The 21,210-nt window shown below is 56.9% G+C and carries 22 protein-coding genes and 1 pseudogene; all 23 read left to right on the top strand.

Going from position 1 to position 21,210, the window contains the following annotated elements; all coding sequences use genetic code 11:
- Window positions 1-408 precede the first annotated feature (408 nt).
- The 23 genes and pseudogenes from AYK65_RS18965 to nodI all read left to right on the top strand — a co-directional run bounded on the left by AYK65_RS18965 (window position 409) and on the right by nodI (window position 21,210).
- The gene (locus AYK65_RS18965) at window positions 409-1,110 is read left to right on the top strand and encodes a type IV secretion system lytic transglycosylase VirB1 (protein ID WP_081159517.1); all 702 of its coding nucleotides are present in this window, start codon (window positions 409-411) and stop codon (window positions 1,108-1,110) included.
- Between the two features lie 19 nt (window positions 1,111-1,129).
- Window positions 1,130-1,495, top strand: coding sequence for a pilin major subunit VirB2 (gene virB2, locus AYK65_RS18960; protein WP_081159515.1), 366 nt, complete (start codon window positions 1,130-1,132; stop codon window positions 1,493-1,495).
- Window positions 1,492-1,818: a type IV secretion system protein VirB3 gene (locus tag AYK65_RS18955; protein WP_028002346.1), complete on the top strand. Its 327-nt coding sequence runs from the start codon at window positions 1,492-1,494 to the stop codon at window positions 1,816-1,818. The genes virB2 and AYK65_RS18955 overlap by 4 nt, the downstream gene beginning before the upstream one ends.
- Window positions 1,818-4,187: a type IV secretion/conjugal transfer ATPase VirB4 gene (gene virB4, locus AYK65_RS18950; RefSeq protein ID WP_081159512.1), complete on the top strand. Its 2,370-nt coding sequence runs from the start codon at window positions 1,818-1,820 to the stop codon at window positions 4,185-4,187. Before AYK65_RS18955 ends, virB4 begins: the two co-directional genes overlap by 1 nt.
- A 13-nt stretch (window positions 4,188-4,200) precedes the next feature.
- Window positions 4,201-4,887, top strand: coding sequence for a TrbJ/VirB5 family protein (locus tag AYK65_RS18945; RefSeq protein WP_081159509.1), 687 nt, complete (start codon window positions 4,201-4,203; stop codon window positions 4,885-4,887).
- Window positions 4,888-4,968: 81 nt separating this feature from the next.
- Window positions 4,969-5,856 (top strand): type IV secretion system protein, encoded by an 888-nt coding sequence (locus AYK65_RS18940; protein ID WP_081159507.1) that lies wholly within the window; start codon window positions 4,969-4,971, stop codon window positions 5,854-5,856.
- A gap of 31 nt (window positions 5,857-5,887) precedes the next feature.
- Window positions 5,888-6,049: a type IV secretion system lipoprotein VirB7 gene (locus AYK65_RS18935; RefSeq protein ID WP_081159505.1), complete on the top strand. Its 162-nt coding sequence runs from the start codon at window positions 5,888-5,890 to the stop codon at window positions 6,047-6,049.
- Window positions 6,036-6,749, top strand: a complete 714-nt coding sequence (locus AYK65_RS18930; protein WP_081159503.1) for a type IV secretion system protein VirB8 — start codon at window positions 6,036-6,038, stop codon at window positions 6,747-6,749. Before AYK65_RS18935 ends, AYK65_RS18930 begins: the two co-directional genes overlap by 14 nt.
- Window positions 6,746-7,624, top strand: a complete 879-nt coding sequence (gene virB9 / locus AYK65_RS18925; protein ID WP_081159500.1) for a P-type conjugative transfer protein VirB9 — start codon at window positions 6,746-6,748, stop codon at window positions 7,622-7,624. Before AYK65_RS18930 ends, virB9 begins: the two co-directional genes overlap by 4 nt.
- Complete coding sequence (gene virB10, locus AYK65_RS18920) at window positions 7,621-8,763, top strand: type IV secretion system protein VirB10 (protein ID WP_081159497.1); 1,143 nt, start codon at window positions 7,621-7,623, stop codon at window positions 8,761-8,763. The genes virB9 and virB10 overlap by 4 nt, the downstream gene beginning before the upstream one ends.
- Window positions 8,764-8,779: 16 nt before the next feature.
- Entirely contained in the window at window positions 8,780-9,820 is a 1,041-nt protein-coding gene (gene virB11 / locus AYK65_RS18915; protein WP_081159496.1) for a P-type DNA transfer ATPase VirB11, read from the top strand.
- Between the two features lie 262 nt (window positions 9,821-10,082).
- Entirely contained in the window at window positions 10,083-10,907 is an 825-nt protein-coding gene (locus AYK65_RS18910; protein WP_081159494.1) for a response regulator, read from the top strand.
- Window positions 10,908-11,403: 496 nt separating this feature from the next.
- Window positions 11,404-12,330 (top strand): LysR family transcriptional regulator, encoded by a 927-nt coding sequence (locus AYK65_RS18905; RefSeq protein WP_081159493.1) that lies wholly within the window; start codon window positions 11,404-11,406, stop codon window positions 12,328-12,330.
- A 725-nt stretch (window positions 12,331-13,055) separates the two neighbouring features.
- Window positions 13,056-13,508, top strand: a complete 453-nt coding sequence (locus tag AYK65_RS18895; RefSeq protein ID WP_081159490.1) for a transposase — start codon at window positions 13,056-13,058, stop codon at window positions 13,506-13,508.
- Window positions 13,509-13,683: 175 nt separating this feature from the next.
- Window positions 13,684-14,274, top strand: a complete 591-nt coding sequence (locus AYK65_RS18890) for a hypothetical protein (protein ID WP_081159488.1) — start codon at window positions 13,684-13,686, stop codon at window positions 14,272-14,274.
- 70 nt (window positions 14,275-14,344) lie between these two features.
- Window positions 14,345-14,470 (top strand): annotated as a pseudogene (locus AYK65_RS18885) (transposase domain-containing protein); the annotation flags it as partial.
- Window positions 14,470-14,775, top strand: coding sequence for a hypothetical protein (locus AYK65_RS33075; RefSeq protein WP_081159487.1), 306 nt, complete (start codon window positions 14,470-14,472; stop codon window positions 14,773-14,775). The pseudogene AYK65_RS18885 and the gene AYK65_RS33075, both read left to right, overlap by 1 nt.
- A 532-nt stretch (window positions 14,776-15,307) precedes the next feature.
- Window positions 15,308-15,898: a NodA family N-acyltransferase gene (locus tag AYK65_RS18870; RefSeq protein ID WP_081159484.1), complete on the top strand. Its 591-nt coding sequence runs from the start codon at window positions 15,308-15,310 to the stop codon at window positions 15,896-15,898.
- Window positions 15,895-16,554: a chitooligosaccharide deacetylase NodB gene (nodB, locus tag AYK65_RS18865; protein ID WP_081159482.1), complete on the top strand. Its 660-nt coding sequence runs from the start codon at window positions 15,895-15,897 to the stop codon at window positions 16,552-16,554. Before AYK65_RS18870 ends, nodB begins: the two co-directional genes overlap by 4 nt.
- Before the next feature lie 15 nt (window positions 16,555-16,569).
- Window positions 16,570-17,925 (top strand): chitooligosaccharide synthase NodC, encoded by a 1,356-nt coding sequence (gene nodC, locus AYK65_RS18860; protein WP_081159481.1) that lies wholly within the window; start codon window positions 16,570-16,572, stop codon window positions 17,923-17,925.
- Window positions 17,926-17,953: 28 nt separating this feature from the next.
- Window positions 17,954-18,556: a nodulation methyltransferase NodS gene (gene nodS / locus AYK65_RS18855; RefSeq protein ID WP_081159479.1), complete on the top strand. Its 603-nt coding sequence runs from the start codon at window positions 17,954-17,956 to the stop codon at window positions 18,554-18,556.
- A 25-nt stretch (window positions 18,557-18,581) separates the two neighbouring features.
- Entirely contained in the window at window positions 18,582-20,291 is a 1,710-nt protein-coding gene (nodU, locus tag AYK65_RS18850) for a nodulation protein NodU (protein WP_081159478.1), read from the top strand.
- A gap of 4 nt (window positions 20,292-20,295) precedes the next feature.
- Window positions 20,296-21,210, top strand: coding sequence for a nodulation factor ABC transporter ATP-binding protein NodI (gene nodI / locus AYK65_RS18845; protein WP_081159476.1), 915 nt, complete (start codon window positions 20,296-20,298; stop codon window positions 21,208-21,210).

Here is a 21,210-nt window from a genome sequence, read left to right as displayed (position 1 = left end):
ATCTATCGACCCGGTGCCGACGTTAGCCTGACGTGACAAATGGTCAAGGGCGACGAAAGCTTCATCAAGTTGCTCAAGTCGAGACGATCGCATGGAAAGTGGGCAGTCCCTGCAATAACGACAACGTGTGTTTGGCCTACATTAATCACGCCACTTGAGTTGATTACAGCCGAATAACTTTGAAACAATGCCTGGCTTGTCCGACTTGAGTTCCAGGACAGCCGCAGCAGGTCACTTTGGTGATGCTCCTGGATCGGGCATCTTGTACTCGCCTGACGCCCTAAACGGCATTTGCTTCAGATGAAACAGAAAGGAGCCACTCGAAAATCCAAGAGTAACAGACCCTTCCCATAATCGCGAACAACAGGTGCCAATCACGGCCGACCGCGATAGAGAGGACAGGGGGAAATGTTGAATGCAGTTTGGCCAGTCTCGATGGTCCTTTTGACGTCCATGTATCTCTCAAGCGAAGCAGCACCACTGTCCTTACGTGAGTTCGGCCAACTCGCCCGCGAATGCTCGCCGTGGGTTTCTCCGTCTACGCTTGCAGCGATTGCCAAAGTTGAAAGTGATTTTGAACCGCTTTCGGCACATGACAATACCACCGGTGAAACCCTTCACTGGAAAGATCCCATGGAAGCAACGCAGAGCGTCGAGGAGCGCCTCAAAGCGGGACATTCGATCGACGTCGGACTTATGCAGATCAATTCGACGAACTTTTCTGCGCTTGGTCTCACGCCCGAAAATGCATTTCAGCCCTGCATCTCACTCTCGGCTGCAGGGACCTTGCTTGAGAGCCGCTACGCGGGCGGCAAGACTGCCGCGGCAGAACAACGCGCGCTTCGTCGGGCAATCTCCGCCTACAATACTGGTGATCTGACGCGCGGGTTTGCGAACGGTTATGTGCGGAAGGTTGAGTTAGCCGCGCGAAAGATCGTGCCGCCGCTACTCCTCCCGCCGGAGAAAGGCAGCGAAAAGGCGAAGCCTGAAGAAACGTGGGATGTCTGGGGTCCCCATGATGGGCACCGTTCCGGCGGCGATTCATCAAATCCTCCAGAGATGCCGAAAGACCGCAAATCGATGGAAGACAATCAACTCATATTCGATTGAACCACACAAAGGTGAAGTAATGACATTCCTCAAAAGGTGCCACGAGCGTTTGAAGCGTTTTTGCCTTCTGGACACGGCGTTGCGCATGGCCGTTGCCTATGCGCCCGCCGCTGGTGGGGCGGCCGGGTGGAGCTTTGTCTCCTCCGGGCCCGCTGCGGCCCAGGTGGGCGCAAGCGCCGACCCTGCCACAATGCTAAACAACATATGCACGTTTATCCTTGGTCCGTTCGGACAGTCACTGGCAGTTCTCGGCATCGTCGCCATCGGTCTATCCTGGATGTTCGGTCGTGCTTCACTCGGTCTAGTTGCCGGCGTTGTTGGGGGGATCGTCATCATGTTCGGAGCCAGCTTTCTCGGAAAAACGCTTATTGGGGCCGGCGGATGAATGCCCGTCTGGAAGAAAGCACGCTTTATGTGGCGGCCACCCGACCGGCATTGTTTCTCGGAGTGCCGCTGACCTTGGCCGGGTTGTTCATGATGTCAGCCGGGTTTTTGATCGTCATCTTCCAGAACCCCCTTTACGAACTTGTTCTCGTGCCACTTTGGTTCGGAGCGCGCGTTATCGTCGAGCGTGACTATAACGCCGTGAGCGTAGTGCTGCTTTTTCTGCAGAGTGCCGGCAGAAGCATTGACGGTCAGGTTTGGGGTGGGGCAAGTGTCAGCCCCAATCCAATAAAGGTGCCGCAGCGCGGAAGAGGAATGGTGTGATGCTCGGCACAAGCGGCACGGCCGAGAGGTCTGGGGAAATTTATCTTCCCTATATCGGGCACCTCAGCGATCACGTGGTCCTTTTGGAAGACGGTTCCATCATGACTATGGCACATGTCAGAGGTTTGCCCTTTGAACTGGAAGATATTGAAATCCGCAATGCACGCTGCCGCGCGTTTAATACGCTCTTGCGCAACATCGCCGATGATAATGTGTCAATAAACGCTCATCTCGTGCGCCATAACCATGTGCCGTCGCCGCCAGCTCGGCAGTTCCGCAGCGTTTTTGCAAGTCGTCTGAGCGACGCTTTTGAGCAGCGTGTGCTCTCCGGCAAACTTTTTCGCAACGATCACTTCCTGACCTTGATTGTGTTTCCCCGCGCCCCACTTGCGAAAATAAGCGGCCGGTTCACTAAGTTCCACAAAAGGAAAGAGAACGATCTTGCAAGCCAGATGCGCAATCTGGAAGATCTCTGGCACGTGCTTGCTGGCGGACTCGACGCGTATGGGCTGCGCCGGCTCGGTGTTCGCGAGAAAGATGACGTGCTTTTCTCGGAGATCGGCGAAGCCCTCCGCCTTATCATGACTTGCCGTTGGTCACCGGTTCCAGTCGTCAGCGGCTCACTTGGCGCTTCGATCTATACCGACCGAGTCATCTGCGGTAAGCGGGCGCTAGAAATTCGAACGCCGCAAGACAGTTACGTAGGCTCCATCTTTTCGTTCCGTGAATATCCGGCAAAGACACGGCCGGGAATGCTCAACACGCTGTTGTCCACAGACTTCCCGCTTGTTTTAAGCCAAAGTTTCTCGTTCCTCACCCGTGCACAGGCTCACGCCAAGCTCAGCCTCAAGTCCAGTCAAATGATGAGTTCCGGTGACAAGGCCATCACCCAGATCGATGAACTCGCCCAGGCCGAGGACGCATTGGCAAGCAACGAGTTCGTTATGGGTTCGCATCATTTAAGTCTTTGCGTCTATGCCGATAATCTTAACCACCTTGCCGATCGCGCTGCGCACGCCCGCACACGGTTGACGGATGCAGGCGCAGTCATCGTCCAAGAAAGTATCGGTATGGAGGCCGCTTACTGGTCGCAGCTTCCGGGGAACTTCAAGTGGCGCACGCGCCCCGGGGCGGTCACGTCACGAAATTTCGCCGGCCTGGTTTCATTTGAGAATTTTCCTGGCGGCAATGTTGGGGGCCACTGGGGCAACGCAGTTGCGCGCTTTCGCACCAACGGTGGGACCCCTTTCGATTATGTCCCCCATGAGAACGACGTGGGCATGACCGCAATATTCGGCCCTATCGGTACAGGCAAAACGACGCTCATGACCTTTATCCTGGCCATGCTCGAGCAGAGCATGGCTCACCGCAATGGCGCGATCGTCTTTTTCGACAAGGACCGTGGTGGTGAGCTGTTGGTACGTGCAACGGGAGGAACATACCTCGCTTTACGCAGAGGAGTGCCGAGCGGCTTGGCGCCTCTGCGGGGCCTGCCCAATACATCGGCTTCGCGGGACTTTCTGCGCGAATGGATCGTGGCGCTGATCGAGAGCGACGGACGCTGCGGCATCACTCCAGAGGAGAATCGTCGCCTGGAGCGAGGTATTGTTCGGCAGCTTTCGTTCGAGCCGGGTATGCGCTCACTCGCCGGCCTTCGCGAATTCTTGTTACACGGTCCATCCGAGGGCGCGGGTGCGCGACTACAGCGGTGGTGCAGAGGAAACGCGCTCGGTTGGGCTTTCGACGGCGAGGTAGATGAAGTAAGGCTGGATGCCTCGGTCACGGGCTTCGATATGACGCAACTCCTGGAGTATGAGGAGGTGTGTGCACCGGCCGCTGCATATCTTTTGCATCGAGTGGGCTCTGTCGTGGATGGCCGCCGATTTGTCATGAGCTGCGACGAGTTTCGTTTCTATTTGTTGAACCCGCAATTCTCCGCGGTTGTGGACAAATTCCTGCTCACCGTGCGCAAGAACAACGGCATGCTTATACTTGCAACACAGCAACCTGAGCACGTCTTGGAGTCGCGTCTAGGAGCCAGCCTCGTCGCGCAATGCATGACAAAAATCCTTTACCCATCACCTACAGCGGACCGATCTGCCTATATCGGCGGGCTGAAATGTACCGAACGAGAATTTCAGGCGATCCGTGAGGATATGACAGTCGGGAGCCGCAAGTTTTTGCTTAAGCGCGAGAGCGGAAGCGTTGTCTGCGAATTCGATCTTAGGCAGATGCGCGAATATGTCGCCGTACTCTCGGGACGGGCGAACACCGTGCGCTTTGCCGATCAGCTGCGTCAGACATATGGCGAGGAACCTTCTGAGTGGCTCGACGAGTTCATAGCGCGTTACGACGAAGTACAAGACTGACGGAGGCAAGTTCATGAAAATAGCACAACTCACGGCAACGGCGCTTGCGGCTTGCCTTCTCCTGCAGGGGCCCGCCCGAGCGCAGTTTGTCGTCAGCGATCCCGCAACGGAATTCCAGTCGGGTCTAACTGCGGTAAACACTGCGCAAAACGTTGTTCACACACTCGCATTGCTCGAACAGACAGTACAAATGGTGCAGATGTTCACGACGTCCTTTGCGGTCACCGGGGTTCTAAGTTCACTCAACCAGCCGAACCGCTATCCGTCTACGGATCACCTTGAAAAGCAGATGTTTGCTGCACAAGCGCCGGCATCGGCAACGGCGCGCGCGATCGCATCGGATGCCGAAAATGATGTGAAGTGGGGTAACGACGCGCAAGGGGCTCTCTTACGCGAGCAAATTGTCGGTTCTTCCAATGCAGCCGGGGCCGCAGCCAACAATCTGGACGCCATGGATCATCGGCTCAAGGAAAACGCCAGCACGCTGAATGAGCTTTCGCGTTCGCGGAACATTATGCAGGCGACCGTCACGAACGGTCTAATTCTCAAGCAGATACACGACGCGATTATTCAGAACACTCAGGCCACTAGCTTATTGACGATGACCACTGCACAGGCACGCCTTCAAGCAGCAGAGGAGGCAACTACACAGCGGCGGGAACGCCGGGAAACTGCGACAATGTTCGGTGCGCTGCCGTAATTTTGCAGTTGATCTTACCGCTCGAGTGGGCGGGGAGCCTGTCCCTACCGGAGGCGGAGAGAAGTTGGTCAGGTTGGAGCGATGAATTTCAGAATTGCCGCGCCATTTACGGCTATTCACACGACCTTTGATACGGCCTTTGAGATAGGGCTGAACACGACGCTGGAGAAGATCCAGAATGCGGTCAGTGCGCCTTTGGTGGCGTGCGTCACGCTTTGGATAATAGTTCAAGGCATTTTGGTCATGCGTGGTGAAATGGACGCTCGTGGTGGCATTACGAAGGTCATCACGGTGTCACTTGTTGCCGCCCTTGTCGTGGGGCAGGCGAACTACCATGAGTACGTCGTGTCAGTCTTTGAGGACACGATTCCAAAATTCGTGCACCAGGTCAGTGGCAGTCACATTCCATTTGTCGACATCCCTCTAAGGCTCGACATCATGTTCGCTCAAAGCCAGGTCTACTTCCAAATGATCGCATCCGAAATTGGACCGATGAATGGCCAGGACATTCTCGCCTTTGAAGGCGCGCAATGGGCTTTTTACGGTGCACTTTGGGCTGCGTTCGCGATTTACGATTCCGCTGGAATTCTTACGAAAGTGCTGTTGGCGATTGGTCCACTGATCCTTGTAGGCTATCTGTTTGATCGCACTCGAGACATGGCTGCGAAATGGGTGGGCCAACTCATCACCTACGGGATTCTTTTACTCCTGCTGAACATTGTCACGACGATTGTCCTCGCAGCGGAAGCGACCGTCCTCGCAGTAATGCTCCGCGTGATCTCTCTTTCGGGCACGACTGCAGCCAAGATTATCGGGCTTTACGAACTCGACATGCTCTTTCTTGCCGGCGACGCTCTGATTGTGGCGCTACCCGTGATCGCCAGCAACATCGGGGGCGCTTATTTGGGCGGAACAAACCAAATTGGCAGCAGCCTGAATCGCCACCTCGCTCAACTAACGCGTGGCTAGGACCGACTAATCACTCAACTTGGAAAACGCAATGAAGTATTGCCTGTTGCTTCTAACCCTTACTCTAGCCGCGTGCCAGACAACCGACAAGCTAGCGACCTGCAAGGGTCCAGTTTTCCCGCTGAACGTTGGACAGTGGCAACCGACTCCATCGGACCTTCAGGTCGCGGGAGAGCTTAATGAAGGGCCCTGAACACGCTCTGCTGGTGGAGAGAGAGGCATTGGCTGCCCACTATAAGGAAGTGGAAGCGTTTCAAACTGCACGTGCGAAGTCAGCACGGCGTGTCTCCAAGGTGCTGGTCGTCACTGCGGCGGTCGCTGTTCTTGGAAATGTTGCCCAGGCCTTTACTATCGCCACCATGGTTCCGTTAAATAAGCTTGTGCCTGTTTATCTTTGGGTACGCCCCGATGGTACAGTCGACAGTGAAGTGTCCGTCTCACGACTGCCGGCGACGCAAGAGGAGGCGGTTGTGAATGCCTCCCTCTGGCAATATGTGCGCCTGCGCGAAAGCTATACAGCGGACACGGCTCAGTATGCCTATGACCTCGTATCAAGTTTCAGCGCTCCGGCCGTGCGACAGGAATATCAAGAGTTCTTCAACTACCCCAATCCAGAGTCGCCGCAAGTCGTTATCGGTAAGCGCGGCAGGCTGGAGGTCGAGCACATCGCTTCGAATGACATCACGCCGGCCGTGCAGCAGATTCGCTACAAGCGTACGCTCGTCCTGGAGGGGCAGATGCCGGTGGTGAGTACTTGGACTGCAACAGTTCGCTACGAAAAAGTGACAAGCCTGCCCGGCCGATCGAGGCTGACCAATCCGGGGGGCTTAGTTGTTACCTCCTATGAAACCTCGGAGGATTCCGTTTCGAACCTGGGGGGCAATCAACCATGAGGAAAGAAGCGTTTTTCACACTGGCTTGTTTGCTTTTCATCACGGTGGGCGCGCGTGCGGAAGACACTCCTACGGCCGGTAAACTGGATCCCCGCATGCGCCATCTAGCCTACAACCCGGACGAGGTGGTGCGCCTGTCAACCGCTGTCGGGGCAACTATGGTTGTCACATTTGGGGCGAACGAGACCGTCACAGCCGTCGCCGTTTCCAACAGCAACGACCTCGCAGCCCTTCCGCGCGGCAACTATCTCTTCTTCAAGGCAAGTCGTGTCCTCCCCTCGCAGCCGGTCATCGTGCTGACAGCGAGCGACGCGGGTATGCGGCGCTATGTTTTCAGCATCTCTGCCAAGACCATGTCTGGGCTCGACAAAGAGCAGCCTGAACTCTACTACAGCGTACAATTCGCCTACCCTGTCGATGAAGCTGCGGCTCGGCGGAAGCAAGCGGAGCAGACGTCTGCCGCCTATCGCCTCCGAGCGGAAGCACTGTATCAACGCAGGGCTCAGGACTTATTAGATAAGCCGGCGAGCGAGAGTCCGAGCGCCAACAATTGGCGTTATGTCGCCCAGGGGGATCGCTCGCTGATGCCCCTGGAAGTTTTTGACAACGGCATCACCACCGTATTCCGCTTTCCAGGCAATGTGCGCATACCGTCGATTTACACGATCAATCCAGACGGCAAGGAAGCCACGGCCAACTATTCGGTCAAAGGCGATTATGTCGAGATTCCCTCGGTTGCTCGTGGTTGGCGACTGAGAGATGGAGACACAGTGTTATGCATCTGGAATAGCGCGTACGATCCCATTGGCCGAGACCCGGGCACCGGCACGGTCAGGCCCGATGTTTGGCGCGTTCTAAAGGAGCCAAGGCGATGAACGACGCCAATCCGCAATCTGTGCACGATGTGGATGCGTCCGGATCCGTGGTTTATGACTCACCTCGCCGGCGACTTTCGGGATTGCAGAAGCTGATGGTCGCAGGTTTGATTCTGGCGTTATCCTTATGTCTCATCTGGCTTGGTGGACACTCAAAGGCAGAAAACGACACTTCCCTGCCTCAAACTACGGTTCTCACCCACACCGAGCCCTTTCGTCCGTCGCCGATCGATATTGCTCCCGATCCCCCAGCAACCCAGCAGCCTGCGCAGCCGCCAGCTCCTGCGGCAGAGATGAGCCAGCCTGACCGCGATGCCGAACAGCCTGAGAAAACGCCGATTTTTGCCTATAGCAGCGGTGATCAAGGCAATAGCAAGCCGGCCCAACGAGTGGACATTGGCCACGAACACGAAGACAAGGAGCAAGACTCCTCCTCACTTACGGGCGAAGCTCCAGTCGAGAATGATCTTTCAACGCGGATGAAGCCGACTGTGCTGCAGCCTAGCCGGGCAACACTCTTACCGCACCCTGACTTCATGATTACGCAAGGAACGACTATTCCCTGCATTCTGCAAACAGCGATCGATACCAACTTGGCCGGTTACGTGAAATGCGTATTACCCCAGGACGTCCGAGGGGCGACGGGCAACGTTGTCCTCCTGGATCGCGGCACGACCGTCGTTGGCGAAATCCAGCGTGGCTTACAACAAGGGGATGCACGCGTGTTTGTGATCTGGAATCGCGCCGTTACACCCAATCATGCCGTAGTGTCGCTCGCGTCACCAGGCGCTGACGAACTCGGTCGCTCGGGACTGCCTGGCACGGTCGACAATCACTTCTGGCAACGCGTTGGCGGGGCAATGCTCTTGAGCGCCGTCCAGGGTGCTTTCCAGGCGGCCAGTAGTTACGCTGGCAGCTCAGGCGCCGGCACCAGCATTAATGGTTTGCAGGGGAATGGAGAACAGACCGCCAACACGATGCTAAGAGCGTCGATCAACATTCCACCCACTCTGAAAAAAAATCAGGGGGATGCGGTATCCATTTTTGTCGCGCGGGACATCGACTTCTCGGATGTATACGAGCTTCGGACAGCCACTGGCGCGTCGAGAGCGCGAAATCGGCAACCCTGGTCCAGATAGTAAATCGGAGGCCTGAATGCAGACGGAGGCAGCTCCACAATTGCGTTTTCTCCTTGAACCAGTTTTGGGATGGCTTGAGGAGCCAAGGACCGAAGAAGTCGCGATTAATAGACCTGGAGAGGCTTTCGTTCGTCAGGCCGGCGGCTTCGCAAAATATCCGTTACCGCTCACCTACGATGATCTTGAAGACATCGCGATCTTGGCAGGAGCGTTAAGAAAGCAGGATGTCGGACCGCGAAGTCCTCTGTGCGCCACCGAACTGCCAAATGGAGAGCGGCTTCAAATCTGTTTACCGCCCGCTGTGCCATCGGGCACCGTCAGCCTGACAATTCGGCGCCCCGGATCCCGTGTTCCGGAGCTCAAGGAAGTCGCGTCCCGGTATGATGCTTCGCGATGGAATCAATGGCGCTCGCGCAAGCAGCGCCAAACTGAACAGGACGAACAGATTCTTGAGCACTACGACCGAGGTGATCTGGAGGGATTCCTGCATGCATGCGTGACTGCTCGGCTGACGATGCTGCTCTGCGGGCACACGGGTAGCGGCAAGACGACCATGAGCAAGACTTTGATCGGCGCCATCCCGCCGCAGGAAAGACTCATCACAATCGAGGACACGCTCGAGCTCGTAATTCCGCATGAGAACCATGTAAGGCTACTCTATTCAAAGGATGGAACAGGTTTAGGCGCGGTAACGGCAGAACAGCTGCTGCAGGCCAGCCTGCGCATGCGACCGGATCGAATACTGCTCGGCGAGCTGCGCGACGATGCCGCTTGGGCTTATCTCAGCGAAGTCGTTTCTGGCCATCCGGGATCGATCTCCACCATACATGGGGCAGATCCTGTTCAGGCGTTCAAAAAGCTCTTTTCGCTCGTCAAGAGCAGCTCGCAAGGGGCTGCTCTTGAAGACCGCACGCTGATTGATATGCTTTCCGCCGCCATCGATGTCATTGTTCCGTTCCGTACCTACGGTGAGATCTACGAGGTCGGCGAGATTTGGCTTGCGGCCGACGCCCGCCGACGCGGAGAGACCGTGGCTGACCTTCTCAACCAGCATTAGGTTCATCATTGTTGGAGCTGCCGTTCAGTGGCTACGCGACCAGCCCCTCAAATCCTTCAGTCGGTATTTGTACGAACCATATTCTCGTAGGGCGACCCCAACTGTTGGACCTGTCGCCACGCGGCAGCGCCGTCATCTCGTGCCCGCATGCTGACATTCGCCTAGCGGATTGGCAGTGGGGTAACTGTTGCGTGTACAGGTCCTCATAAAGCTGCGTGACAGTGGGTCTCGGCAGCCTGATCCGAGATTGAGAGGTGAGACGTTGAAACATGTTCTTGTCATCGATGACGATGTCGCCATGCGGCACCTCATTACCGAGTATCTGACAATGCACGCCTATAAGGTAACCGCAGTGACGGATAGTTGGCAGTTCAATCGCGTGCTTACATGTGATGCGGTCGATCTCGCTGTTGTTGATCTTAATCTAGGCCGTGAGGATGGGCTCGACATCGTCCGCAATTTGGCAACTAAATCCGATGTTCCCATAATTACCATCAGCGGCGATCGTGTCGAGGAGGCTGAGAAAGTTGTTGCACTGGAGCTTGGAGCAACTGATTTCGTAGCTAAGCCTTTTGGAATGCGAGAATTCTTAGCGCGCATCCGAGTAGCGTTGCGCGAGCGCCCGATCAGTCGGAGGACAAAGGATCGGCGCTCGTTTCATTTCGCCGGTTGGACGCTCAATCTCAAGCAACGCCGGCTGATCTCTGAACACAGCGGCGAGGTCAAGCTGACGTCTGGTGAGTTCAATCTTCTAATCGCCTTCCTGGAAAAACCACGCGACGTTTTATCCAGAGAACAGCTTCTGTTTGCGAGCCGGGTGCGTGGAGAAGAGGTATATGACCGAAGTGTTGATGTCTTTATCTTGCGGTTGCGCCGAAAACTGGAAGCTGATCCGGCTAACCCTCTTCTGATTAAAACATCCCGGGGTGCGGGTTATTTCTTCGACGCTGACGTGGAAATCAGCTACGGGGGCAACTGGACCCCCTGCTCCCTGACCGCCGCTGACGTTGCAAGCTCCGCGGCCATGTCCCGGCAATCGGAGAAGCGAACCGACCGGAGCGTCCACTCGTTCCCAAACAGGTCGTAAACCAGCCTTGAGTTCGCAATGCTCGCTTCACCATCCAACGCGACCGCCAGAGGGCAAGGCGCTCCTGGCGACGGCGCCGGAGATTCGCATCTAATGAATTCGTGGCGCCACGCAGCATTATGAGCTCTGCTCATTGGTCCATGAGAAAATACCATTTTCGATTCACCGGCCTCCATGTTAGTGGCGCCGCGATTTAAATATCGGACCGCTAGACCGGCCGGCGGTGAACTCAGCGAGCCATTTGCCGCTCAAACCAAGTCTAGGCGCGTGCCTGCTTCTGAACGACGGAGCGCTGAAAAGAGATAATTATGGACGCACAGGTTGAATTATCAGCAGCGCTTGGCCCCCGCGCCTGTCGCACTGGACGGGGATCGAATTCCTCTTGTCGAAGCTAGAGCAAACCCCGGCAGCCCGGATGATGAGACGGGCGCGCCCCGACGCGTATGAGTTCGGCCAGGGCCCATCACTCCCAATTGCGCCATCTATGGACTAGAAAATGCGTTTTAAGGGCCTGGATCTCAATCTCCTCGTAGCGCTCGACGCTCTGATGACCGAACGCAAGCTCACGGCCGCGGCGCGCAGGATCAACCTCAGTCAGCCGGCCATGAGCGCGGCCATCGGCCGCCTACGCACCTATTTCGGCGACGAGCTGTTTATAATGCAGGGACGCGAGCTTATCCCAACACCACGTGCCGAAGCCCTTGCTCCGGCGATCCGCGACACCCTGCTGCACATCCAGGTTTCCATCATTTCCTGGGACGTGTTCAACCCGGCGACGTCGCAGCGCCGCTTCAGGATCATCCTGTCCGATTTCATGCTGCTTGTGTTCTTCGAGAAGGTTGTCGAGCGTGTGGCGCGGGACGCTCCCGGCGTCGGCTTCGAGCTGCTGGCTCTCGATGATGATCCCAATGACCTGCTGCGACGCGGTGAACTCGATTTTCTGATCATGCCGGAACTGTATATGTCGAACGAGCATCCCAAAGCGGATCTGTTCGAGGAGAGATTCGTATGCGTCGGCTGCCCTACGAACCAGCATCTAACCCGACCGCTTTCCTTCGAAAAGTATATGTCGATGGGGCATGTTTCAGGCACGTTCGGGTGGACGCTGAAACCCTCTCTCGAGGAATGGCTATTGCTTGAGCATCGTCTCAAGAGACGCGTCGAAGTCTCCGCGCCCGGCTTTAGCTTGCTACCGTCGTTGCTGACAGGCACGGAGCGTATAGCGACGATACCCTTGCGGCTCGCCCGTCACTTTGCAAAGTCAATGCCGCTACTGATCGTCGAGCTTCCGCTACCGCTTCCAGCATTCACCGAGGCGGTCCAGTGGCCCGGCCTCCACAACAGGGATCAGGCAAGCATGTGGATGCGGGAGATCATGCTACAGGAGGCTGCCCGGATCGAATCTCCATCAGAGACTTGCTAGCGCAGAAAATAGATCACCCGCCGCTTCTGGCGATGGATCTGCGGCGCTGGTCGCCTCCTCAGCGCAGGATTGGATTTGGCTCCCCCGCCGAGCGGACACTTCGGCCAAGCAGTTGCCGTGATTGGTCGCTAAAACGCCGCACGCAAGTTGCGGCGGTGCGCCTTGAGGTCCAGGGTGCCGCTTGGGTCGACCGGCGACTTGAATTGGACTCCACCGGCGTGGCGCCTCCAAAGGAAGCACATCCAGGTGGCGAGATACTGGTTGGGCTTCAGGGTCGAGGTCCTCGGCTGTGTCGATCCCGTGCTGACGATCCGCGTCCGCGACGATCATGCTGGCATCGACGGCAGGAGAGCCCAGGAGCACGCTGTAATGATTGGAGCCGATCCGCGAACTCCCACACGGGCCGTTAGGAAGGTCGCGGAAGCGGCCGGACAGATATCAGCACCCGACTACGCGCACGTTACCCCGAGGGAAATATCCCCTTGCACTTTCGAGGTGTCCGCAGATGTGTATCAGGGATATTTGTGATCCTGAAGTAGGCGCGGCGCGGTGTGTGAGGAATGGTGGATTTGAAGCGGCGTTTGGGCCTTCTCGCGCCATCCCTCCCTCGACGAGCTCATATTGGCAGCAAAAGATCAACCATACGTGAAGTCGGAGTTTAACACTCGCGTTGACTCTTTAGCTCTTTCAGTCCAAATCATAGGTGGCTAAGGGAGGAATCTACAGTGGCTGACGAGAGTAACATGGGACCAGTTGCCGCGTCTGAAGCGGCCGCCGAAACGAAAGCACCGACTGCAAAAAAACAGAGGTCGCCACGGCGTCAAAAAGCTACGGAACAGGGTAAGGATTCAAAGGCAACGGCAACGGCTGCTAAGGCTAAGAAGTACAGCGAGCAAGAAAGGTCCGATAAGCTCAAGCTTATCGAGACGGAAGTCGCCCAACGCGATAGCACGCTGAAGGACGCCATCAAGCGCGCCGGGATATCCGAGCAAACCTATTATCAGTGGAAACGAGCTGCAAAGCCTGTTGAGCAAAAGGCCGCGACGTCGGTGCCGGCTGGCGATGAGTTGGCAGACCTCGTTCAACTCGAAAAGGAAAACCAGAGGCTTCGCAACCTTCTGGCGGAGAAACTGCGTACGGAAAACGCCGAACTGCGCAAGAGACTTGGGCTGGATTAATCAAGATCGGAACTCCGCATAGGGCGTAATAGGCGCTCTGCCGGCTTGTGGAAAGTCTCGCCACTGTCGGATACTGTGAGCATCACCTTGCGTCGCGATCACTTGAAAAGAACAGGAAGGGGCTGTATTTGTCCGCCCGGCAAGAATCCCCCATCGGCACTGTGCGGTTGAGACTATGAAAGCACCACCACGCAAATTCATCGTAGAGTTCAAGTCGCCGCGGCGGCAGCAAAAGGGGCGCGCGAACTCAATATGGGGGGAAACCGACTTTAAGGCTTTGACCCGGGAAGTAGAAGAGATCGCGCCGCATCTGTTTAATTCAACAGAAGCAAACGCAACGCCTAAAGCAGATCACCACCCGCCAGTAGAGCCGAATGGAGGTGTTGCCGTCGAAGACCTGGGGAGCGCAGAGGTTGGACGGGCGGCGATAAATTCGGCCGAAACTGTGGAGGTCGAATTGTCGGAGCTGCAAGAGCGCCGTCGTCCGGCAGCCGACGCTGTTATGCGATCGGAAGACGGCGCGCCAGTATCGCAGCCTGGAAGAAGCTCCAAAGGCGGCGTTTCACGAAAGCGCCCTGAACGTATTTCTGTGGACGTGCGTGAGGATGAGACAGGCCAAGCCAAGGCCGCAGAAGGCCCAATTTCCTTCGACGAACTGGCTGCCCTTGACTTAGAAAATCAGCGGCTCAAGGGGCTGCTCGCTGCACGGATTTATGCGGAGAACTTGCAGCTCAAGAAGATGCTTGAGCGGTTTAAAGTCACCTGAGGCGCGTCTGAAATTCCGCCAGCAGCGTTACGGGAGTTCAATTACGCTCGCGCTGATCGCGGTCCAACATGGCCTCAATCCGGAGGTCTATCTGACAGACGTCCTAGCCCGGATCCAAGATCATCTCACGAATCGCCTTGAATCACTGCTGCCGTGGCAGTGGACGCCGGCAAAAGACCTGCACGAGGCTGTCTGATGGCCCGCTCGAAGATTATCTACACGCTTAGAGAGGTCGCTGGCATGATCGGCGAGAACCTCGAACTGATCGAGGAAGTCACCAGCAACTCGGACAATATCGCCGAGGGCGAAATGGTCCACGTCCGTGACGGAAGCGAATACGGTACAAGAGGCTTGACTGGCGATGGCGTAGAGGGCCTCCAGGAGCTTCTCGCCGACATACGGACGTGGGACGGTGGGATCCGCCAGTTTCTCATTGACGAGCAATGCGATCCCGAAATGATCGAGCGCATTATGGCCGACGAGGTAAAGCGCAACCGCTAGCTAAACACCTACGTCTTGAGCAAAAAAATGCGCTCGCCGGACGCTCACACTGAAACGCGCGCCTTCATCCTAAAGAACTAAAGAACACGATGGCGGGTGCTCTAGGCTGCCGGTCTCTTCTTAGTCCACTGAAGGAAATCACCTCCATTCTGAGTATCGCGCTTGCCCCTTCGCGTAGGCAGGGCGCTAATGTGCTGCAGGCCGAAGCGAGGATGCGGAAAAGCCATCCTAAGGTCCGGATCATCGGTCACATTAACTTCCAGCCTGATCTGAATCGAGGGCTCCGTTGTCGGCGTCTCGAAGGCGGCCATGATTGATGCCGGCAACTTTCAGGCGTGCTCGCCCTCGAGCGCGGCCAACTATCGGCTGCGTACTTCCAGAGCGTGGATGGGTTCCATCCACAAAAACGATTTTACGAATTTGTGGAGGCGCTGCATTAGTAAAGTGTGACTATTGACTAACGTCAAGTGGACCGACGGTGACCGCATTGAGGCACGCGTCGCAAGAAACAGAAAGAAATAGGAGGTCTTGCGTGCGCTCTCAGGTGCAATGGACGCTGCGCTGGGAAAGTGAATTGCAACTCGACGAACATGTCGAACTCGCAAGCTTCTTTCGAAACACTTATGGACCGACTGGTGCCTTTAACGCAAAGCCATTCGAAGGCAGTAGGAGTTGGGCCGGAGCGAGGCCTGAGCTTAGAGCAATCGCCCACGACTCAAACGGTGTAGCGGCTCACATGGGCTTACTGCGTCGGTTCATCAAGGTTGGTGAGGTCGATCTTCTAGTGGCTGAGTTGGGGCTATACGGAGTACGGCCGGACCTTGAGGGCCTTGGAATCAGCCACTCACTTCGCGTCATGTATCCAGTATTGCAGCAACTTCGTGTCCCATTCGGTTTCGGTGCGGTTCGGCACGCCTTGCAAAGGCACGTGGAAAGGTTCGGCCGACACTTCCCGGCGACCGTTCTGTCGGGGATGCGCGTGCGGTCTACGCTCCCAGACGCGCGTCTCGACCTACCCCCCACGCGCATGGAAGACGTACTCGTGGTTGTTTTGCCGGTCGGATCGGCCATGTCTGATTGGCCGACCGCGACGCTTATTGATCGAAACGGGCCAGAGCTGTGACGCACTTTGACTGCTTATCAAGAGTGCGCAGCACGTGCACCGACAGCACGGGTGGTCGCAACGTCTATCTGACCTTTGACGATGGTCCTAATCCACTTTTCACACCGGAAATCCTGGACGTGCTGGAAAAACACCGTGTGCCGGCGACCTTTTTCGTTATCGGCGCCTACGCGGCAGAACAGCCCCAACTGATCCGGCGAATGATTGACGACGGGCACGAAGTCGCTAACCACACGATGACTCATCCGGATCTGTCCAGATGCGGACCGAGCGACGTGCACCATGAAATACTTGAGGCGAATAAGGCCATCAGGACGGCCTGCCCCCAGGCATCCGTCCGGCACGTGCGCGCGCCCTATGGCATCTGGACCGAAGAGGTGCTTACTACTTCAGCGAGCGCTGGACTGGCGCCCCTCCACTGGTCGGTAGATCCGCGGGACTGGTCTCGGCCGGGTGCCGACGCGATTGTCGATGCAGTGCTTGCCTCTGTCCAGCCAGGCGCAGTCGTGCTTTTGCACGATGGATGCCCCCCCGACGAAATCAGGCCGGGTGCTGAAGACAGTCTGCGCGATCAAACCGTCATTGCGCTGGCCCGACTTATTCCAGCGTTACGCGAGCGCGGATTTGGAATCTGCGCGCTTCCTCAACATCCCTGAACAAAGTGACATCCCATGGACCTGCTTAATACAATTGGCATTGGCGCTGTCTCCTGTTATGCGCTGCTCTCGACCGCTTATAAAAGCATGCAGACATTGTATGCTCGGCCGAAAGACCTCTCATCGGCCTCGGAGGACTTCGTGTTCCACGCGCCGCTGCCGAGCGTGGATGTCATTGTCCCCTGCTACAACGAGGACCCGGGCACGTTCTCCGAGTGTCTGGCTTCCATTGCAAATCAGGATTACGCCGGAAAACTGCGTGTCTACGTGGTTGATGACGGTTCTGCTAATCGCGAGAAATTGGGACCTGTACACGACACCTATGCGCGGGATCCGAGATTCAACTTCATTCTGCTTCGCGAGAATGTCGGAAAACGCAAGGCACAGATCGCTGCGATACGCCGCTCATCTGGAGATTTGGTGCTCAACGTCGACTCGGATTCGACACTAGCGTCCGACGTCGTCACGAAACTCGCGCTCAAGATGCAAAATCCAGAGATCGGCGCGGCCATGGGTCAATTGACCGCTAGCAATCGAAACGACACTTGGTTGACCCGGTTGATTGATATGGAGTACTGGCTCGCTTGCAATGAGGAGCGTGCGGCACAGGCTCGCTTCGGTGCCGTCATGTGCTGCTGCGGTCCATGTGCCATGTACCGCCGGTCTGCTCTCCTCTTGCTACTTGACCAGTACGAGTCGCAGTTTTTTTGGGGCAAGCCAAGCGACTTCGGTGAGGATCGCCACCTCACCATTCTGATGCTGAAAGCAGGTTTTCGAACCGAGTACGCTCCGGACGCGATAGCGGCAACCGTCGTCCCGGACAGGATGGGCCCGTATCTGCGCCAACAACTCCGCTGGGCACGGAGCACTTTCCGCGACACCTTCCTGGCGCTGCGATTACTACCGGGGCTTGATCGCTATATCACGCTCGACGTGGTCGGACAAAATCTCGGACCGCTCCTTCTCGCGTTCGCCGTCTTAGCAGGGGTCGCGCAAGTCGCGCTGACAGCTACAGTGCCTTTGTGGACGGTCATGATGATTGCCGCCATGACCATGATCCGCTGCAGCGTGGCTGCCTTCCGTGCTCGCCAACTTCGTTTTCTGGCGTTTTCTTTGCACACCCCCATCAACCTGTTTTTCTTACTCCCATTGAAGGCCTACGCTCTGTGCACTTTGACCAATAGCGATTGGCTGTCGCGCAGCGCCCCTCAAAACGTGACAGGCGCAGGTGGAGAAGGGGTTTTCGTTCCACACCCGACGTCCGAATCGAGCGGTAGAGCGACGTCGGGAAATGCAACGACGCTTCGAAGGCTGAATCTTGCGAGAGACTCTGTAACCGTGGCACCCGCCGCTGTCTGCAGCGACGACTGATCGTTCACGTTGTCTCGGAGGGCGAATTTTGACGCAGGTCAACAACTATCAGTTATTGCACCATGAGCTGGCGGCGGAGGATCCCTGGCGGCTCGACGGCAACAAATTCGAGCAGGAGCGGCATGCGCAGATGCTTCGGCTGTCGCTTTCCCAAGGTCCCATCACAAACGCGCTCGAAGTCGGGTGCGCGGCCGGCGCATTCACGGAGAAACTTGCGCCTCATTGCAAGCAGCTCACAGTGATTGATGTTGTGCCGCAAGCCATTGCTCGAACGAGGCAACGGTTGAAGGAGCCGTCACACATCAGTTGGATAGTCGCTGACGTTCAACAGTTCTCGACTAGGAAGCTCTTCGATCTGATCGTCGTGGCCGAAGTTCTCTACTACCTTGAGGATATAGCCGCGATGCGCGGTGCCGTTTGTAACCTGGTGAACATGCTTGCGCCGGGTGGGCAGCTGGTTTTTGGTTCGGCTCGCGACGCAAATTGCCGACGTTGGGGCCATGTTGCTGGTGCTGAGACCGTCATGGCGATCCTGAGCGAAACGCTGATTGAGGCGGAGCGGCTTGATTGCCGGGGTGAGTCGGCCAACGAAGACTGCTTGCTCGCCCGTTTTCAGAAACCCAGTTTCTAATGGATCCAACTTACATGGAGACACTATGCGCGTCTGTGGCATCAAGCTGACCCATGACGGGGCTATCGCTCTTGTTGAGAATGGAAAGCTCGTCTTCTGCATTGAGCAGGAGAAGAGGGATAACAATACGCGATATCAAACAATCGATAATCTCGATGCAGTTGTCGCCGCTTTGGCGGACCACGGTCTGAATGTGCGGGATATTGATCAGTTTGTTATCGATGGCTGGGACGGTGAGGTCGAGTCCCAGTTCCAGGTCCTCAGTGGGGTGACTCCTCTTACCCTCAGAGGGGCGCCTTACGTTGAACGCCATGCCGAGGGACTTCTCGACTGGCTCGACGGCTCCGACCTGACACTTGATGGGCGGGTTTTTAGCTATAGAAGCTATCCGCATGTGACGGGCCATGTGGCCTCTGCATACTGCACCAGCCCCTTTGCAAAGTCCGGACAACCTGCGTTTTGCTTAGTGTGGGACGGCTGTATATTTCCGCGCCTCTATTATGTGGAAGGCAAGACAGTCCGCTTCTTCAAAGCTCTGTTCCCGATGATAGGCCAGACCTACGCTGCCGCGGGCCATTACTTCGGGCCCTATAAGCAGGCGAGCCGAGGGGGGTGGGACCTGGGCGTGGCTGGCAAGCTGATGGCCTATATCGCGCTCGGCTCGGTTGATGAACGCATCGTCGCGGTGTTTCAGAAGCTCTACGAGGAGCACTTTGCCGGCGATACGGACCTTGCCCGTACCTATCGCGCCAACATCAACAACGCTGAGGCCTCGCTTCAGGCCGTGCATGAATTTTTCGCAGCCAGCGCGCTCCTATTGACGGCCGCGTCACCGGAAGATGTGCTCGCATCCTTTCATCTTTTCATCGAGCGCCTCGTTGTTAATGAGATGGCGATTGCCTTGCAGCACCATTCGTTTCCAGGGCCGCGCAACTTGTGCATAGCCGGCGGCTGCGGGCTCAATATCAAATGGAACAGTGCACTGCGTGAGGCGGGCCTGTTCGATGCAGTCTGGGTGCCGCCCTTTCCGAATGACAGCGGCTCTGCAATTGGTGCAGCTTGCGCCGAAATAGTGGCACAGCAAGGTTTCGTCCGGCTGGAATGGTCAGTCTACAGTGGCCCGAGCCTGCAAGCGGGCAATGTGCCGGCCGGATGGGACGCTACGCCGTGCAGCATCCCGGAACTTGCGGCGATCCTCGCCAGCAACAAACCCGTGGTTTTCCTGTCCGGGCGCGCCGAACTTGGACCGCGGGCATTGGGAGGAAGAAGCATTCTGGCAGCCGCCACCTCGCCGGAAATGAAAGACTATCTCAACGACATCAAATTTCGCGAACACTTCCGGCCAGTGGCGCCGATATGCCTCGAAGACCGAGCGCCGGATATATTCAGCCCCGGAACGCCGGATCCATACATGTTGTTCGATCACCAGACGAGGCCGGAGTGGCGGGAGAAAGTTCCTGCTGTTGTGCACCTTGACGGATCTGCGCGGCTGCAAACGATTTCCAGGAGTTCTCACCACAAGGTTGCCGAGGTACTCGTCGAATACGAAAAGCTCACGGGCATCCCGCTGCTTTGCAACACGAGTGCTAATTACCACGGGCGTGGCTTCTTCCCAAGTGCAGCTGCAGCCTGCGAGTGGGGACGCGTTGATCACATATGGTGCGACGGCATGCTGTTCAGGCAAACGCATTCAACCGAGCAATCGCTGGTCGACACGACCTTCACGGCAAGCTAAACGTATGTCCAATATAGCAATCGATCTTACCGGCGTAAGCAAGAGTTATGACGACAAGGTCGTTGTTGACGGGCTGTCGTTCACTGTTGCGGCGGGGGAGTGTTTCGGCCTGCTGGGACCGAACGGTGCAGGCAAAAGCACGATTACACGTATGCTTCTCGGCATGGCACCACCTGACGCCGGTAAGATCACCGTACTCGGCATGCCAGTTCCAGCACGCGCTCGGTTAGCGCGCGGGCGCATCGGGGTGGTCCCGCAGTTCGACAATTTGGAGCACGCATTCACGGTCCGCGAGAACCTGTTGGTGTTCGGGCGCTACTTCGGCATGAGCCGAAGCGAGATCGAAGCTGCTATCCCGACGCTGCTTGAGTTCGCCCGACTTGAGAGCAAGGCGGATGCGCGCGTCAATACACTGTCGGGCGGGATGAAGCGGCGCCTGACGCTTGCACGTGCGCTGATCAACGACCCGCAGCTGCTTGTATTGGACGAGCCGACCACCGGCCTCGATCCGCATGCGCGCCATCTGATCTGGGAGCGATTGCGCCTACTGCTGGCGCGCGGCAAGACAATAATTTTGACCACTCACTTTATGGAAGAGGCTGAACGGCTATGTGACCGCCTGTGCGTGCTCGATGGAGGGCGCATCATCGCCGAGGGCCGCCCACACGCGCTGATCGAGGAGCAGATCGGATGCCCCGTGCTTGAGATCTACGGCGGCAATCCGCGAGAGCTGCGCGCGCTCATTAATCCTTACGCGGAGCGTATCGAAGTGAGCGGCGAGACTGTCTTTTGCTATGCGACCGATCCCGAGCAGGTGCGCGTGCAACTGCGCGGGCGCGCGGATCTGCGCGTTTTGCAGCGTCCTCCGAATCTGGAGGATGTGTTCTTGCGGCTGACCGGGCGCGACATGGAGAATTGA

Source organism: Ensifer aridi (assembly GCF_002078505.1).
Lineage (GTDB): Bacteria > Pseudomonadota > Alphaproteobacteria > Rhizobiales > Rhizobiaceae > Sinorhizobium > Sinorhizobium aridi.
The sequence above is the reverse complement of the archived record's forward strand: the minus strand, read 5'-3'. Positions and strand labels throughout refer to the sequence as shown.

Bases quoted from the DNA above. Each gene is read 5' to 3' on its own strand.
- AYK65_RS18935 (WP_081159505.1), top strand. From the start codon at position 5,888: ATGAAGTATTGCCTGTTGCTTCTAACCCTTACTCTAGCCGCGTGCCAG.
- AYK65_RS18955 (WP_028002346.1), top strand. From the start codon at position 1,492: ATGAATGCCCGTCTGGAAGAAAGCACGCTTTATGTGGCGGCCACCCGA.
- AYK65_RS18905 (WP_081159493.1), top strand. From the start codon at position 11,404: ATGCGTTTTAAGGGCCTGGATCTCAATCTCCTCGTAGCGCTCGACGCT.
- AYK65_RS18945 (WP_081159509.1), top strand. From the start codon at position 4,201: ATGAAAATAGCACAACTCACGGCAACGGCGCTTGCGGCTTGCCTTCTC.
- virB9 (WP_081159500.1), top strand. From the start codon at position 6,746: ATGAGGAAAGAAGCGTTTTTCACACTGGCTTGTTTGCTTTTCATCACG.
- virB10 (WP_081159497.1), top strand. From the start codon at position 7,621: ATGAACGACGCCAATCCGCAATCTGTGCACGATGTGGATGCGTCCGGA.
- virB11 (WP_081159496.1), top strand. From the start codon at position 8,780: ATGCAGACGGAGGCAGCTCCACAATTGCGTTTTCTCCTTGAACCAGTT.
- nodC (WP_081159481.1), top strand. From the start codon at position 16,570: ATGGACCTGCTTAATACAATTGGCATTGGCGCTGTCTCCTGTTATGCG.
- AYK65_RS18930 (WP_081159503.1), top strand. From the start codon at position 6,036: ATGAAGGGCCCTGAACACGCTCTGCTGGTGGAGAGAGAGGCATTGGCT.
- nodI (WP_081159476.1), top strand. From the start codon at position 20,296: ATGTCCAATATAGCAATCGATCTTACCGGCGTAAGCAAGAGTTATGAC.
- AYK65_RS18890 (WP_081159488.1), top strand. From the start codon at position 13,684: ATGAAAGCACCACCACGCAAATTCATCGTAGAGTTCAAGTCGCCGCGG.
- AYK65_RS18940 (WP_081159507.1), top strand. From the start codon at position 4,969: ATGAATTTCAGAATTGCCGCGCCATTTACGGCTATTCACACGACCTTT.
- virB4 (WP_081159512.1), top strand. From the start codon at position 1,818: ATGCTCGGCACAAGCGGCACGGCCGAGAGGTCTGGGGAAATTTATCTT.
- nodU (WP_081159478.1), top strand. From the start codon at position 18,582: ATGCGCGTCTGTGGCATCAAGCTGACCCATGACGGGGCTATCGCTCTT.
- AYK65_RS33075 (WP_081159487.1), top strand. From the start codon at position 14,470: ATGGCCCGCTCGAAGATTATCTACACGCTTAGAGAGGTCGCTGGCATG.
- AYK65_RS18965 (WP_081159517.1), top strand. From the start codon at position 409: ATGTTGAATGCAGTTTGGCCAGTCTCGATGGTCCTTTTGACGTCCATG.
- virB2 (WP_081159515.1), top strand. From the start codon at position 1,130: ATGACATTCCTCAAAAGGTGCCACGAGCGTTTGAAGCGTTTTTGCCTT.